Source organism: Mycolicibacterium sphagni, from assembly GCF_002250655.1.
Classification (GTDB): Bacteria; Actinomycetota; Actinomycetes; order Mycobacteriales; family Mycobacteriaceae; genus Mycobacterium; species Mycobacterium sphagni.
On sequence record NZ_NOZR01000001.1, the window covers coordinates 260645 to 275272 of the forward strand.

Sequence of the window (14628 nt, forward strand, 5' to 3'; positions counted from 1 at the left end):
GATGCTCACCCGCCATCGCCGCGTCATTCAGATCATCACCGGGATCAGCCTGGTGGTGGCTCTGGCCGCCGCCATCGTCGTCGTGGCCACTCCGTGGGGTCGGCACGTCGCCCGCAACAGCTACGTTGCCTACTTCTCGAACACCAACGGTCTGTACACCGGCGACGAGATCCGTATCCTCGGTGTCGCGGTCGGCACCGTGGACAAGATCGAGCCACAACCGAATTCGGCGAAGGTCACTTTCTCCGTCGACACCCAGTACAAGGTGCCCGCCGACGTCAAGGCGGCGATCCTGTCGCCGTCGCTGGTCTCGGCCCGGGCCATCCAGCTGGTTCCGGCCTACTCGAGCGGCCCGGCGCTGGCCGACGGGGCGAGCATCCCGATCGAGCGCACTGCGGTTCCCATCGAATGGGACGACCTGCGCCGGCAGCTGGAAAAGCTCACTGACACACTCCAGCCCACCACCCCGGGCGGCGTGAGCACGTTGGGTGAATTCATCAACACCACCGCCGACAACCTGCGCGGGCGGGGCGACACCGCCCGCGACACCGTGATCAAGCTTTCCCAGGCCGCGTCGGCGCTGGGTGATCACGCCACCGACATCTTCAGCACGGTGCGCAACCTGCAATTGCTGGTGTCCGCGTTGTCCTCCAGTAGTGATCTGCTGGCCTCGTTCAACACCAACCTCGCCGACGTCACCACGGTGTTGTCGAACTCGCCCAACGAGATCGCCAACGCCACCCACGGGCTCGACGGTGCGGTGAATGACTTGCGCGGCTTCGTCGCCGACAACAGAGAAGGCCTCGGGCAGACTTTCGACCACCTCAACGCGATCACCACCGCGCTCAACGCCAGCCGCGGCGACATCAAGCAGGCACTGCACATCGCGCCGACCGTCTTTCAGAATTTCACCAACATCTATCAGCCCGCCCAAAGCGCCATCACCGGGATCCTGGCGCCGGTGAACTTCGCCGACACCGTCCAATTCATCTGCAGCTCAATCCAGGCCGCGTCGCGCGAAGGTGCCGAACAGTCCGCGAAGCTGTGCACGCAGTACCTGGCGCCGATCATCAAGAACCGGCAGTACAACTACCCGCCGCTCGGTGTGAACCCCTTTGTCGGAGCGACGGCGCGCCCCAATGAGATCACGTATAGCGAAGACAGACTCAACCCGAACCTGCCGCCGGCCGCACCGGCACCACCGCCCACCGACGGCGCGGGTGCGCTGGCTGCCGAAGCACCCCCTGCTCCGGCCACCCCGACCGATCCCGGTCAGGGTCTCGTCGGCTTGATGGCACCGGGCGGCTCACCATGAGGCGGCTGGTGGCCTTCATTCTGGGGGTGGTGTGCCTGTCTGCGATCTCGGGATGCGAATGGCGCGGACTGAATTCGCTGAGCCTGCCGGGCACCACCGGTACCGGGCCCGGCTCGTACACCATCCAGGCGCAGCTGCCCGACGTGACGACCATTCAGCAGAACACCCGGGTGCGGGTCGCCGACGTCAACGTCGGCAACGTCACCAAGATCGAAGTCCAGGACTGGCACGCCCTGGTCACCATGCGTATCGACGGCGATATCCACCTGCCGGCCAACAGCACCGCCAAAGTCGGCCAGACCAGCCTGCTGGGATCCCAGCACATCGAACTGGCTCCGCCCACCGACGAGCCGCCGCACGGGGAGCTCAAGGACGGCTCGCTGATCCCGCTGTCGCGGGCCAGCACCTATCCGACCACCGAGCAGACGCTGGCATCGGTGTCGGTGTTGCTCAACGGCGGTGGTCTGGGCCAGCTGCAGGAGATCAACCAGGCTTTTGCCACCGCGCTGTCCGGTCGTGAAGATGACATGAAAAGCCTGCTGCACCAGCTGGATACGTTCACCGATCAGCTCAACACGCAGACCGACGACATCATCACCGCCACCGAACGGCTCAACAACCTGGCCGGTCAGGTCGCAGCCAAGGACCAGACTGTCGATCACGCGCTGACCACGATCCCGCAAGCGCTTGCGGTGCTTGCCGATTCGCGCACCAAGCTGGCCAACGCCATCGACGCACTCGGCAAGTTCGGTGCCATCGCCGCCGACACTGTCCACCAGACCAAGGAGTCGCTGGTGGACAACCTGCGCAACATCGCCCCGGTCCTGCGCGAACTGGCGAACGCCGGCCCTGCCCTGACCAAGGGCCTCGATTTCCTTTCCACCTATCCGTGGGTTAAAAGCACCATCCCCAACTGGTTTCGCGGTGATTTCGCCAACATCACCCTGGTCATCGACCTGACCCTGAGCCGCATCGACAGCAGCCTGTTCACCGGCACCAGGTGGGAAGGCAACCTGACCGAACTCGAAATGCAGTGGGGCCGAACCATCGGCCAGATGCCCAGCCCGTACACGGCGAACAATCCGTTGATCGCTCCCTACCACTTCGGGGGGTACTGAGGTGTTGCGGTTGTCGCGACAGGTCTGGACCCAGCTGGCCATCCTCGGCGCAGTCACCATCATCTCCGTCGGGGTGATGGCGTTCGGATTCGTCAACGTGCCAGCGCTGCTGGGCATCGGCCGCTACACCGTTACGGTCGACCTGCCCACCTCGGGTGGGCTGTACCCGACGTCGGTGGTGACCTATCGCGGCACCGAGGTCGGCCGGGTCGAATCGATCGACGTCACTCGCGACGGGGTGCGAGCGGTGCTGAAACTGGACTCGGGCCAACCGATTCCCGGGCCCGTCGCGGCGGCGGTGCACAGCCGCTCGGCCGTCGGTGAACAGTTCCTCGAACTCACCCCGCAGCCCGGGGCGAATGCGAAGCTGCGCGACGGTGATGTCATCCCCGCCGCCGAAGTTCAGACCCCGCCCGACATCGGAAGACTGCTCGACGCCACCAACACAGCGCTGCAAGCGATCCCGCAGGACAACCTACGCACGGTCGTCGACGAGGCGGCCACCGCCGTTGGCGGGCTGGGTCCCGAACTGTCCCGCATCGTCGACGGATCCACGGCGCTGGCCATCGAAGGCGGCAAGACCGTCGGGCCGCTGACCGAGCTGATCGACCAGACGCCACCGGTTCTCAATTCCCAGGTGCAGACCTCGGATTCGATCGCCACCTGGGCCGCGCACATGGCGTCGATCACCGGCCAGTTCAAGGCGCAGGACCGCGCGTTCGCCGATCTGCTCAACACCGGCGGGCCGGCCCTGGACGAGGGCAAGGCACTGTTCGACCGGGTCTCACCGGCCCTGCCTTTGCTGCTGGCCAACCTGGTCAGCCTCGGTGACATCGCGGTGACCTACCGCAACGACATCGAGCAGCTGCTGGTGCTGTTCCCGCAGGGCACCTCCGTGATGCAGGCGATCGCGGTCGCCGACTCGGGAGTCAAGCAGTCATACCGGGGCATCTACCTCGACTTCAACCTGAATCTCAACCTGCCGCCGCCCTGCAACACCGGCTTCCTGCCGGTCCAACAGCAGCGCTCACCGTCGGACACCGACTACCCGGAGCGTCCCGCCGGTGACCTGTACTGCCGGATCCCACAGGACTCCGACATGAATGTCCGTGGCGTGCGCAACATTCCGTGCGAGAACAATCCGGCCAAGCGCGCCCCGACAATCGAGATGTGCGAAAGCAACGAGAACTACGTGCCGCTCAACGACGGGTTCAACTGGAAGGGCGACCCCAACGCCACGTTCTCCGGCCAGGGGGTGCCGCAGTACCCGCCGGGCGCCGATCCGCGGCTGCCACCGCCGCAGGGCACCGGCGCCGCGCCACCGGTCGCGTTCGTCCCGTACGACCCGGCCACCGGTGGCTACGTCGGGCCCGACGGTAAGCGCTACACCGAGGGCGACCTGGCCCACCCGGGGAACAAGACGTGGCAGTCGATGCTGGCGCCGCCGGGCTCATAACGAGTCAATACCTTCCCGCCGACGCGCTCGCCTCGCTATGGTCACGCCATGGCAGTCAAAGATTCCCGCGAGGTCGTGATCGAGGCAAGCGCCGACGAAATTCTGGACGTCATCGCCGACGTCGCATCGACCCCGACATGGTCCCCGCAGTATCAGAGTGCCGAGGTCCTGGAGGCCTACGACAACGGCAGGCCGCACAAGGTCAAGATGAAGATCAAGGCGGCGGGCCTGACCGACGAGCAGATCGTCGAGTACACCTGGGCCGACAACGTCGTGAGCTGGACGCTGGTCAAGGCCGGCCAATTGCGTGCCCAGGACGCGAAATACACGCTGACTCCCGACGGTGACGCGACCAAGCTGCGCTTCGACCTGTCCATCGACCTGGCTGTTCCGCTGCCCGGTTTCGTGGTCAAGCGCACCATCAAAGGCGCGATGGAAACCGCCACCGACGGCCTGCGTAAGCAGGTGCTGAAGGTCAAGAAGGGCGGCTGAGTTACCTTACGGCCGTGACGAATACCGGACCCCTGGCCGGGGTGAGAGTGATCGAGCTCGGCGGGATCGGACCGGGGCCGCATGCCGGCATGATCCTGGCCGACCTCGGTGCAGACGTGGTCAGGCTACGCAGGCCCGCTGGGGGGTTGACGATGCCGGCCGAGAACGTCGACCTCATGCACCGCGGCAAGCGGGTCGTGGATCTGGACGTCAAATCCCAGCCCGACGTGCTGCTGGGCCTGGCCGCGAAAGCCGACGTGCTGCTGGACTGCTTTCGCCCCGGCACCTGTGAGCGCCTCGGCATCGGGCCAGCCGAATGTGCGGCGGTCAACCCGCGGCTGATCTTCGCCCGGATCACCGGCTGGGGTCAGGACGGCCCGCTGGCCTCGACCGCCGGCCACGACATCAACTACCTGTCGCAGACCGGTGCGCTGAGCGCGATCGGGTACCGCGACCGTCCACCCGTGGCGCCGCTCAACCTCGTCGCCGACTTCGGCGGCGGCTCGATGCTGGTGCTGATCGGCATCGTCGCCGCCCTCTACGAACGGGAGAAGTCCGGCAAGGGCCAGGTGATCGACGCCGCGATGGTCGACGGGGTCAGCGTGCTGGCGCAGATGATGTGGACGATGAAGGCGACCGGCTCGCTCAAGGACCAGCGCGAGTCGTTCCTGCTCGACGGTGGCGCGCCTTACTACCGGACTTATGAAACGGCAGACGGCGGCTACATGGCCGTCGGCGCGATCGAACCCCAGTTCTTCGCCCAGTTGCTCGCGGGACTCGGGTTGGCGGCAGACGCGGTGCCCAACCAGCTCGATGTGGCCCACTATCCCGAAATGCGGGAGCTGTTCACTTTCGCGTTCGCGAGTAAGACCCGCGACGAGTGGACGGCGATCTTCGCCGGCACCGACGCCTGCGTCACCCCGGTGCTCAGCTGGACCGAGGCCGCTTCCAACGAACATCTGTTGGCGCGCCGAACCGTCATTGACATCGACGGCACGCAACAGGCCGCGCCGGCGCCCCGGTTTTCCCGCAGCGCTCCCGGCACCGTCGGGCCGCCGCCGCAGGGCACCACACCGCTGACCGACATCAACTGGTAGCCGAGGAACTGAGCCGAAACCCCAACAGCGCGACGCTGGGTCGTTACGTTTGCTGATGTGGCGGTAAGGGCATCGCGCGAGATCGTGATCGACGCCCCGCCGGAGGCCATCCTCGATGCGCTCGCCGATATCGAGGCGGTGCCGACGTGGTCGTCGATCCATAAGCATGCCCATGTCGTGTCGCGCTACGCCGACGGCCGGCCGCGACTGGTCAAGGTAACCGTCAAACTGCTGGGGCTGGTCGACCACGAGGTCCTCGAATACCACTGGGGACACGACTGGGTGGTATGGGACGCCGACCGGACCCCGCAACAGCACGCCCAACACGGCGAATACACCCTGTGCCGGGAGGGGGAGTCGACCCGCGTTCGGTTCGACCTCACCCTGGAACCGTCCACACCGCTGCCGCACTTCCTGGTCAAGCGTGCCAAGAAGACGGTGCTTGCCGCCGCGACCGAGGGGCTGCGCCACTACGTGCTGGCCGGCAAGGGTTCGCTTCAGCCCGAATAGATCGGAATGGCTCCGGGTCGCAGAGGTGTTGGGCTGATGCATGACAACTTCAGTTGTGCTGCTACCGAATCCCGACGCCGACAACGCCGTGGACGATGTCATCCGCCAGGCCCGAGGCGCTTACGGCGCAGGAGTTCGCCAGGTCTGGTTCGCCCAGCGCTTCGACCTGGACGCCATCGCGTTGGCCGCGGTGGTCGGCGCCGCGGTACCCGGCCTCGGCGTCGGAACCAGGGTGGTGCCGGTGAATCCGCGCCACCCGCTGATCATCGCGTCGCTGGCCCAGACCGCGCAGGCGGCCAGCCACGGCCACTTCAGCCTGGGCCTCGGCCTGGGCGCTCACGCACCCGAGCGGGTGGCCTTCGGGCAGGCCTGGCCCAACACCATTGCCCGGCTGCGTGAACACCTCACCGTGCTGCGATCTGTATTCGACACTGGCGCAGTCGATTTCCACGGTGCGGAACTGTCCGCCGCCCCGGAGTGGGATGTCGCCGTGCCGGGCGGCACCCCCGTGCCGGTCTATGTGGCGGCGATGGGCCCCAAGGCGCTGGCGGTCACCGGCGAACTAGCCGATGGGACCCTGCCGTATCTGGCCGGGCCGCGCACCATCGGCGAATTCATCGTGCCCGTCATCGGCAAGGCCGCCGCCGAGGCGGGCCGGCCGCGTCCCCGCGTCATCGCCGCGGTGCCGGTGCTGATCACCGGCGACGAAGCTGCCGGGCGCGAGGTGGCCGCCGCCGAACTCGAGTTCTATACCGCGATTCCGTCGTATCAGAAGGTGATTGCCCGCGAGGGGCTCGACAATGTCGCCGACCTTGCCGCCGTCGGGACGCCCGAGAGTGTGGTGCGACAGTTGCAGACCTATCTCGACGCGGGCGCAACCGATCTCGTGCTGAGCCCGCTGCGATCGCAGGACACGCCACCGCAGGGGCTATGGGAGGTCGCGGCCGCCCTGTAACGCGCCCAGCCGCCGGATCGCCTCGTCGAGGGTCTCGTCGCGTTTGCAGAAAGCAAAGCGCACCAAGTGATTCCACTGTCCGATGTGAGGCGAGGCCGGATCGCAGAATGCCGACATCGGAATCGCCGCCACCCCGGCGCGCTCCGGCAGCTCCGCGCAGAACGTGGTGCTGTCGGAGTAGCCCAGGGGTCTCGGGTCGGCGCACAGGAAGTAGGTGCCCGCGCTGTCGTGCACGCCGAAGCCCAGCTCGGCCAGCGCCGCGGCCAGCCGGTCGCGCTTGGCCTGCAGCGAATCGCGCAGTGCGTTCACCCAGGCCTCCTCGAAATTCAGCGCGTAGGCCACGGCGGGCTGGAACGGGGCGCCACCCACGTAACTGAGGTATTGCTTGGCCGCCCGCACCCCGGCGATCAGGTCCGGCGCCCCGCAGGCCCAGCCGATCTTCCAGCCGGTGCAGTTGAACATCTTGGCCGCACTCGAAATCGTCACAGTGCGATCGGCCATGCCCGGGTAGGCGGCCAGCGGCAGATGCCGCTTGTCGTCAAAGACCAGGTGTTCGTAGACCTCGTCAGTGATCACCAGCAGGTCGGCCTCGACCGCAAGGGTTGCCAGCGCGTTCAGGTCGCGGTCGGAGAGCACCATGCCGGTGGGGTTGTGCGGCGAGTTCACGATCAGCGCCCTGGTTCTCGGCGTGATCGCGGCGCGCAGCGCGTCGACGTCGAGGGCGAAGCCGCGTCCGTCGGGCACCAGTGGCACCGGCACCCGATGACAGCCGGCCATCGCAATGACGGGGGAATAGGAGTCGTAGAACGGCTCGATCAGCAGCACCTCCGAGCCTGGCTCGACCAAGCCGATCACGGCCGCCGCGATCGCCTCGGTGGCGCCGACGGTGACGAGCACCTCGGTCTCCGGGTCGTACTCCACGCCGTACTGCCGCTTGCGCTGGGCGGCGATGGCCTCCCTCAGTGGCAGGATGCCCAGCCCCGGCGGGTACTGGTTGACGCCCTCGGCGATCGCTTTCTGTGCCACCTCGAGCATGCCGGCCGGGCCGTCCTCGTCGGGGAAGCCCTGTCCGAGGTTCACCGCGCCGATGCGTGCGGCCAGCGCCGACATCTCGGCGAAGATCGTCACCGCATAAGGCTGCAGTCGTGACACCGGAGCCGGGCGGCCGGCGGTATTGGGACCCGTCATAGCCGGCGAGCCTACCCAGGAGATTCGCAGCGCAGATGATCTGCGGGCTCGTCAATTGTGGTTACGGTTTGCGGGTGGTCGGATCACTGTGGCGATCGAGCGTGGTAGCTCTCGTAACGGCGCTGGCAATCGTGCTGGGCTGCGGCACCGCCTTCGCCGATCCGTCCGGGTCCGATAGCGGCGTCTATGGCGACCCCGCTGCGGCCGCGCCGTACTGGCAGGCCCAATCGCTGGAAGACAACTGCGGGGCGATGTCGGTCGCCGATATCGTCGGCGAACTCAAGGGTGACCGGCCGACTGAGGCCCAAATCCTCATGGTGGCCGAGCAGACACCGTCGGAGATGAACCCCGGGACCAAGATCTACGCCCCCAACACCGGTGGCATCTCGGTCGGCGACCTGCCGGTCCTGCTCAAGCACTACGGCATCAAAGCGGTCGAAAGCGATACCTCTGGACCCGAGGCGACCGGGCTCAATGCCCTCGAGCAGTACCTCGGCGCCCGCCGCAAGGTGATCGCCTACGTCAACTCCGCGCTCATCTGGGACACCCATGACCAGCGGACCGCGGCCGACCACTTCGTGGTGGTGACCGGGGTCGACGCGAACAAGAACGTCGTGCACCTCAACGACCCCGGCGCCGACGAGGCCAACACCAAGGTCGCCGTGCCCACCTTCATGAAGGCCTGGGACACCTCCAACGACTCGATCATCGTCACCGCGGCCTGACACCGACCAGCCGCCCAACCATCCGGTTGGGCGGGCTTGCTAAGCTTCGCGTTCAGAGGACTACCGTCGAACGACGGATCGTCACGCCCAATTCCGAATAGGACCTGGAGAGAACACACATGTCCGAAGAAGCCTTCATTTACGAAGCCATCCGCACACCGCGCGGCAAGCAGCGCGGTGGTTCGTTGAACGAGGTCAAGCCCCTCAATCTGGTCGTCGGGTTGATCGACGAGCTGCGCTCGCGCTTCCCTGACCTCGACGAGACCCTGATCAGCGATGTCATCCTGGGCTGCGTCTCCCCGGTCGGCGACCAGGGTGCCGACATCGCCCGCACCGCGGTGATCGCGGCCGGCATGCCCGAAACCGTCGGCGGTGTGCAGCTCAATCGCTTCTGCGCGTCCGGCCTCGAGGCTGTCAACACTGCCGCGCAGAAAGTGCGCTCCGGCTGGGACGACCTGGTGATCGCCGGTGGCGTCGAGTCCATGAGCCGCGTGCCGATGGGTTCGGACGGCGGTGCGATGTTCACCGACCCGGCCACCATGTTCGACAACTACATCGTGCCGCAGGGCATCAGCGCCGACTTGATCGCGACCTTGGAGGGCTTCACCCGCGAGGACGTCGATCGCTACGCGGAGCGCTCTCAGGAGCGGGCGGCGGCGGCCTGGTCGGGCGGCTACTTCACCAAGTCGGTGGTTCCGGTTCGGGACCAGAACGGTCTGGTGATCCTCGACCATGACGAGCACATGCGGCCCGGTAGCACGGTGGAAAGCCTCGGCAAGCTCAAGCCCGCCTTCGAGGGTCTGGCCGCGATGGCCGGCTTCGATGATGTGGCGCTGCAGAAGTATCACTGGCTGGAGAAGATCAACCACGTCCACACCGGCGGCAACAGCTCCGGCATCGTCGACGGCGCCGCACTGGTGCTCGTCGGTAGCGAGGCTGCCGGCAAGTCCCAGGGGCTGACCCCGCGGGCGCGCATCGTGGCCACCGCCACCAGCGGCGCCGAGCCGACGATCATGCTGACCGGCCCGACCCCGGCCACCCTCAAGGCGCTCGACCGCGCCGGGCTGACCGTCGACGACATCGACCTGTTCGAGCTCAACGAGGCCTTTGCCTCGGTGGTGCTCAAGTTCCAGAAGGACCTGAACATCCCCGACGAAAAGCTGAACGTCAACGGCGGCGCGATCGCGATGGGCCACCCGCTGGGTGCCACTGGAGCGATGATTGCCGGAACCATGGTCGACGAGCTGGAGCGCCGCGGCGCCAAGCGTGCCCTGGTCACGCTGTGCATCGGCGGCGGCATGGGCGTGGCCACCATCATCGAGAGGGTTTAAGGAAAAGTCATGGCAGAGAACACGATCGCTTGGGACAAGGATGCCGACGGCATCGTCACGCTGACGTTGGACGACCCGACCGGCTCGGCCAACGTGATGAACGAGCACTACAAGGAATCCATGCACAAGGCGGTCGAACGTCTTGTCGCCGAGAAGGATTCGATCACCGGTGTGGTCATCACCAGCGGTAAGAAGACCTTCTTCGCCGGCGGCGACCTCAAGGCCATGATCACCGCAGGCCCGGAGAACGCCGGCGAGATCTTCGCCGAGGTCGAGGAGATCAAGCGCGACCTTCGCGCTCTGGAGACCCTGGGCAAGCCGGTGGTCGCCGCCATCAACGGCGCCGCGCTCGGCGGTGGCCTGGAGATCGCACTGGCCTGTCACCGGAGAATTGTGGCTGACGTCAAGGGCGTTCAGATCGGTCTGCCCGAGGTCACCCTCGGTCTGCTGCCCGGTGGTGGCGGCGTCACCCGCATCACCCGGATGCTCGGCATCCAGAACGGCTTCGTGAACGTGCTCTCGCAGGGCACCCGGTTCAAGCCGTCGGCCGCCAAGGACAACGGCCTGGTCGACGAACTCGTCTCCAGCGTCGACGAATTGGTCCCCGCCGCCAAGGCCTGGATCAAGGCCAACCCCGACTCGCATGTGCAGCCGTGGGATGCCAAGGGCTACAAGATGCCCGGCGGCACCCCGGCCAGCCCGGCGCTGGCAGCGATCCTGCCGTCGTTCCCGTCGCTGCTGCGCAAGCAGCTCAAGGGCGCGCCGATGCCGGCACCGCGGGCCATCCTGGCCGCGGCCGTCGAGGGCGCGCAGGTGGACTTCGACACCGCCAGCCGCATCGAGAGCCGCTATTTCACCGAGCTGGTCACCGGGCCGATCGCCAAGAACATGATTCAGGCGTTCTTCTTCGACCTGCAGACCATCAACTCCGGTGGCTCGCGGCCCGACGGCATCGGCAAGACCCCGATCACCAAGATCGGCGTGCTGGGCGCGGGCATGATGGGCGCGGGCATCGCCTACGTCTCGGCGAAGGCCGGTTTCGACGTGGTACTCAAGGATGTCAGCCTGGAAGCTGCGCAGAAGGGCAAGGCCTACTCCGAGAAGCTGGAGGCCAAGGCCGTCGAGCGTGGCAAGACCACGGCCGAGAAGTCCGCGGCCCTGCTGGCCAGGATCACCCCGACCGGTGACCCCGCCGACTTCAAGGGCGTCGATTTCGTCATCGAGGCGGTCTTCGAGAACCAGGAACTCAAGCACAAGGTGTTCCAGGAGATCGAAGACATCGTCGAGCCCAACGCGATCCTGGGTTCCAACACCTCGACCATGCCGATCACCGGACTGGCCAGTGGAGTGAAGCGCCAAGAGGACTTCATCGGGATCCACTTCTTCTCGCCGGTCGACAAGATGCCGCTGGTCGAGATCATCAAGGGCGAGAAGACTTCTGACGAAGCACTCGCCCGGGTGTTCGACTACACCCTGGCCATCGGCAAGACCCCGATCGTGGTCAACGACAGCCGCGGCTTCTACACCAGCCGGGTCATCGGCACCTTCGTCAACGAGGCGCTGGCGATGCTCGGTGAGGGTGTCGAGCCGGCGTCGATCGAGCACGCGGGCAGCCAAGCCGGCTACCCCGCCCCGCCGCTGCAGCTGTCTGACGAGCTGAACCTCGAGCTGATGCACAAGATCGCGTTGGCCACCCGCAAGGGCGTCGAGGATGCGGGCGGCACCTACGAGCCGCACCCGGCCGAGGCGGTCGTTGAGAAGATGATCGAAATCGGCCGTCCCTCAAGGCTTTCCGGTGCCGGGTTCTACGAGTACGTCGACGGCAAGCGCACCGGTCTGTGGCCGGGCCTGCGGGAGACCTTCAAGTCCGGCGCGTCGACCCCGCCGCTGCAGGACATGATCGACCGCATGCTGTTCGCCGAGGCACTGGAAACCCAGAAGTGCTTCGACGAGGGCGTCATCACCACGACCGCCGACGCCAACATCGGCTCCATCATGGGCATCGGCTTTCCGCCGTGGACCGGTGGCGCCGCGCAGCTGATCGTCGGCTACCCGCACGGCGGCAAGGCCGGGTTCGTGGCGCGGGCCAAGGAGCTGGCGGCCAAGTACGGCGATCGGTTCAACCCGCCGGCGTCGCTGCTCTAGTTCGTCTGTACGACGAAAGGCCCGGAGAGACGTCGCGTCTCTCCGGGCCTTTCGCGTCAGCCCTTCTGGATGACCGTGTTGGTGTCGTCTAAGTTGGTGATCGCCTTCGAGCTCCTCGATACGGTTGTGCGGCGGAAGCGCACGATGTCCTTCCACCGGGATCGCTCGGCCCGATCGAGGATGAACCCCGCCGGCTCGCACAGTGCCCGCAGTTCGGCGACGCTCAGCCGGTCGGGGTCCAGGAACGCCTCATGGAACACCAGCTTGCCGCCCGGTTTGAGGACCACCGCCAGCGAGCGCACGCAGGCCTGCTTGTCGGGCACCTCGCCGATGACCTCGGCCAGGAACGCGGCGTCGAATGTGCCAGCCGGAAACGGCAGTGGCGCACCGGCTTGCCCGGCCGTATAACCGACGTCGTGGTGGCCGGCCACCTCGAGTTTGCGCCGTGCCTTGGCCAGCATCTGGGGCTGGATGTCGAAGAGATCCAGCTTCCCTGTTGGCAGGCGGCTGGCAAGTTCAACGCTGAAATACCCTGCGCCGGGACCGATTTCGAGAACGTGTTCGGTACCGGCCAGTTCGATTACGTCGATCGAGTGGGCGGGTTTCTCCACCTTTCGGCGCCAGGGGTTGTCCAGCAGCGCCGCCGCCTGATGTGGATAGGGAAAGGTGCCGATGCCCGCACGGGTTCGTCGCAACACCGAGTCGAGGAATGTCGTCGTCATTCACGCTCCTAAGTTAGGTAACCCTTACTATTGCCCACCCGGCGTGTCCTGTCACGGCCACGATTAGCGTGGGGCGGGTGAGTGAGGGCGCCGCAACGATCAGCAGCACGCTGGCCGCCAGCCTGGCCGGGTACGGCGACGGGCCGTGTATCGAGTTCGGCGGCCGTTGGTACACCGGCTCTGAGATGGCCGCCTATGCCGACGCGATCGAGAACGCGTTGCGTACGGCAGGTGTCGCCGACGGCGCGGCAGTAGGGGTGGTGGCCCGCAACCGGCCACCCCTTGCGGCTGCGGTGGTGGGGTTGCTCGGTGCGGGCCGGTGGGTGTCGATGATCTATTCGTTCCAGTCGGCGGAGTCGATCGGCCGCGACATCGAAGCGCTGGAACTGGCCGCGGTGGTCGCTGATCGCGAGGACTGGACCGAGCCGGTGGTCGCGGCGGCCCGCCGCACCGGCACGGTCGGTATCTCCATTTCTCTGGAACCGCCTGTGGTCGAACTCATTTCGGGTGCCGACCGGGTGTCGCCGGGGCTGCGCGCGGCGGGCCGCGACGGCTCCACCGGCCTTCAGGTCCTCACCAGCGGCACCACCGGGCCCCCGAAGCGGCATGCGATCCCCGCCTCGGTGCTGGAGCACACCGTGTACAGCGTGGCCTTCGGCGGTGCATCCTCCGATGACCCGCCGGAGCTGATGTACTGGCCGCTCGGCGGGATCGGCGGCGTGTGCCAGCTGATCACCGGTGCCTACATCGGGAAGCGGATTGCCCTACTGGAGAAATTCAGCGTCGCCGAATGGGTGCGGGTGGTGAAAACCTACCGGATTGGCCGGTGCGGACTGCAGCCCGCGGCGGTCCGCATGCTGCTCGACGCAGACCTGCCGCGCGACGACCTCGCCTCGCTGGACTACGTGATCAGTGCGTCCGGGCCCCTGGACCCCGAGATTCGGGACGCTTTCGAACAGCGCTACGGAATTCCAGTCCTGTTGGCCTATGGCGCAACAGAATTCGCAGGCTCGGTGTGCACGTGGACGCCCGAGCTCTACCGGGAGTTCGGCGCGGCCAAGCGCGCCAGTTCCGGTCGCGTGCTGCCGGGCACCGAGGTTCGCATCACCGACCCCGACAGCGGCGCGGAGGTGCCGACAGGTGAGCAGGGGGTCCTCGAAGCCAGGATTGCGTTGGTGAGTCCGGATTGGATCCGAACCAACGACCTCGCCGCCATTGACGCCGACGGCTTCATCACGCTGCATGGCCGGGCGGACGGGGCGATCAATCGCGGCGGCTTCAAGGTGCTGCCGGAGACGGTTCGCCGGGTGCTGGTCGCCCACCCCGCGGTGCGGGACGCGGCGGTCGTCGGCGTTCCCGATGCCCGGCTCGGTGAGGTGCCGTTCGCCGCGGTGGAGCCGGTCGCCGGGTGCCCCGCGCCCGACCCTGCCGATCTCGTCGGGCTGATCCGCGACGTGCTTCCCAAGCACTGCGTGCCCGTCGCGGTGGTCGTCCTACCGGAGTTGCCGCGGACTCAATCGCTCAAGGTTGCGCTGCGGGACGTGGCTGCCCTGTACACCGCCGGCACGACCTAG

The 14628-nt window shown here is 66.8% G+C and carries 13 protein-coding genes; 11 read left to right on the forward strand and 2 right to left on the reverse strand.

Translation table 11 applies throughout. The annotated features are described in order from the left end of the window. The first annotated feature begins 1 nt into the window (after position 1). From CG716_RS01305 to CG716_RS01335, 7 genes are read left to right on the forward strand one after another with little or no spacing between them, the layout of a single operon-like run. Positions 2–1315 carry an MCE family protein gene (locus CG716_RS01305; RefSeq protein WP_094475629.1) on the forward strand — a complete coding sequence of 438 codons (1314 nt, stop codon included), beginning with the start codon at positions 2–4 and terminating at the stop codon, positions 1313–1315. Continuing rightward, the gene (locus CG716_RS01310; RefSeq protein WP_094475631.1) at positions 1312–2433 is read left to right on the forward strand and encodes an MCE family protein; all 1122 of its coding nucleotides are present in this window, start codon (positions 1312–1314) and stop codon (positions 2431–2433) included. The genes CG716_RS01305 and CG716_RS01310 overlap by 4 nt, the downstream gene beginning before the upstream one ends. A 1-nt stretch (position 2434) precedes the next feature. Then, positions 2435–3889, forward strand: coding sequence for an MCE family protein (locus CG716_RS01315; RefSeq protein WP_094475633.1), 1455 nt, complete (start codon positions 2435–2437; stop codon positions 3887–3889). A 48-nt stretch (positions 3890–3937) separates the two neighbouring features. After that, on the forward strand, positions 3938–4381 hold the full coding sequence (locus tag CG716_RS01320; protein WP_094475635.1) for an SRPBCC family protein: 444 nt from the start codon (positions 3938–3940) through the stop codon (positions 4379–4381). Between the two features lie 14 nt (positions 4382–4395). Continuing rightward, positions 4396–5478, forward strand: a complete 1083-nt coding sequence (locus tag CG716_RS01325) for a CaiB/BaiF CoA transferase family protein (protein WP_094475637.1) — start codon at positions 4396–4398, stop codon at positions 5476–5478. 57 nt (positions 5479–5535) lie between these two features. After that, on the forward strand, positions 5536–5988 hold the full coding sequence (locus CG716_RS01330; protein WP_094475639.1) for an SRPBCC family protein: 453 nt from the start codon (positions 5536–5538) through the stop codon (positions 5986–5988). 40 nt (positions 5989–6028) lie between these two features. Continuing rightward, a complete protein-coding gene (locus tag CG716_RS01335) occupies positions 6029–6943 on the forward strand; it encodes a TIGR03564 family F420-dependent LLM class oxidoreductase (protein ID WP_094475641.1) in 915 nt (304 codons plus the stop codon). On the opposite strand, the gene CG716_RS01340 is transcribed toward CG716_RS01335, so the two are convergent. After that, complete coding sequence (locus CG716_RS01340; RefSeq protein ID WP_094475643.1) at positions 6917–8131, reverse strand: pyridoxal phosphate-dependent aminotransferase; 1215 nt, start codon at positions 8129–8131, stop codon at positions 6917–6919. The genes CG716_RS01335 and CG716_RS01340 overlap by 27 nt on opposite strands. A 74-nt stretch (positions 8132–8205) precedes the next feature. On the opposite strand from CG716_RS01340, the gene CG716_RS01345 reads away from it, so the two are divergent. From CG716_RS01345 to CG716_RS01355, 3 genes are all read left to right on the forward strand, one after another. Then, the gene (locus tag CG716_RS01345; RefSeq protein WP_234817658.1) at positions 8206–8856 is read left to right on the forward strand and encodes a C39 family peptidase; all 651 of its coding nucleotides are present in this window, start codon (positions 8206–8208) and stop codon (positions 8854–8856) included. A gap of 119 nt (positions 8857–8975) precedes the next feature. Then, positions 8976–10187 (forward strand): acetyl-CoA C-acetyltransferase, encoded by a 1212-nt coding sequence (locus CG716_RS01350; RefSeq protein ID WP_094475647.1) that lies wholly within the window; start codon positions 8976–8978, stop codon positions 10185–10187. 9 nt (positions 10188–10196) lie between these two features. Then, entirely contained in the window at positions 10197–12332 is a 2136-nt protein-coding gene (locus tag CG716_RS01355) for a 3-hydroxyacyl-CoA dehydrogenase NAD-binding domain-containing protein (protein WP_094475649.1), read from the forward strand. Between the two features lie 56 nt (positions 12333–12388). Here CG716_RS01355 and CG716_RS01360 read toward each other — a convergent pair whose 3' ends face one another. Then, positions 12389–13054 carry a class I SAM-dependent methyltransferase gene (locus tag CG716_RS01360; protein WP_094475651.1) on the reverse strand — a complete coding sequence of 222 codons (666 nt, stop codon included), beginning with the start codon at positions 13052–13054 and terminating at the stop codon, positions 12389–12391. A gap of 77 nt (positions 13055–13131) precedes the next feature. Between CG716_RS01360 and CG716_RS01365 the strand changes: the two genes are divergently transcribed. Beyond that, positions 13132–14628, forward strand: coding sequence for a class I adenylate-forming enzyme family protein (locus CG716_RS01365; protein ID WP_094475955.1), 1497 nt, complete (start codon positions 13132–13134; stop codon positions 14626–14628).

What these genes read in the sequence shown, in the direction of transcription:
- CG716_RS01305 (WP_094475629.1), top strand. Translation starts at nt 2, where the DNA reads ATGCTCACCCGCCATCGCCGCGTCATTCAGATCATCACCGGGATCAGC.
- CG716_RS01310 (WP_094475631.1), top strand. Translation starts at nt 1,312, where the DNA reads ATGAGGCGGCTGGTGGCCTTCATTCTGGGGGTGGTGTGCCTGTCTGCG.
- CG716_RS01320 (WP_094475635.1), top strand. Translation starts at nt 3,938, where the DNA reads ATGGCAGTCAAAGATTCCCGCGAGGTCGTGATCGAGGCAAGCGCCGAC.
- CG716_RS01335 (WP_094475641.1), top strand. Translation starts at nt 6,029, where the DNA reads ATGACAACTTCAGTTGTGCTGCTACCGAATCCCGACGCCGACAACGCC.
- CG716_RS01340 (WP_094475643.1), bottom strand. Translation starts at nt 8,131, where the DNA reads ATGACGGGTCCCAATACCGCCGGCCGCCCGGCTCCGGTGTCACGACTG.
- CG716_RS01350 (WP_094475647.1), top strand. Translation starts at nt 8,976, where the DNA reads ATGTCCGAAGAAGCCTTCATTTACGAAGCCATCCGCACACCGCGCGGC.
- CG716_RS01355 (WP_094475649.1), top strand. Translation starts at nt 10,197, where the DNA reads ATGGCAGAGAACACGATCGCTTGGGACAAGGATGCCGACGGCATCGTC.
- CG716_RS01360 (WP_094475651.1), bottom strand. Translation starts at nt 13,054, where the DNA reads ATGACGACGACATTCCTCGACTCGGTGTTGCGACGAACCCGTGCGGGC.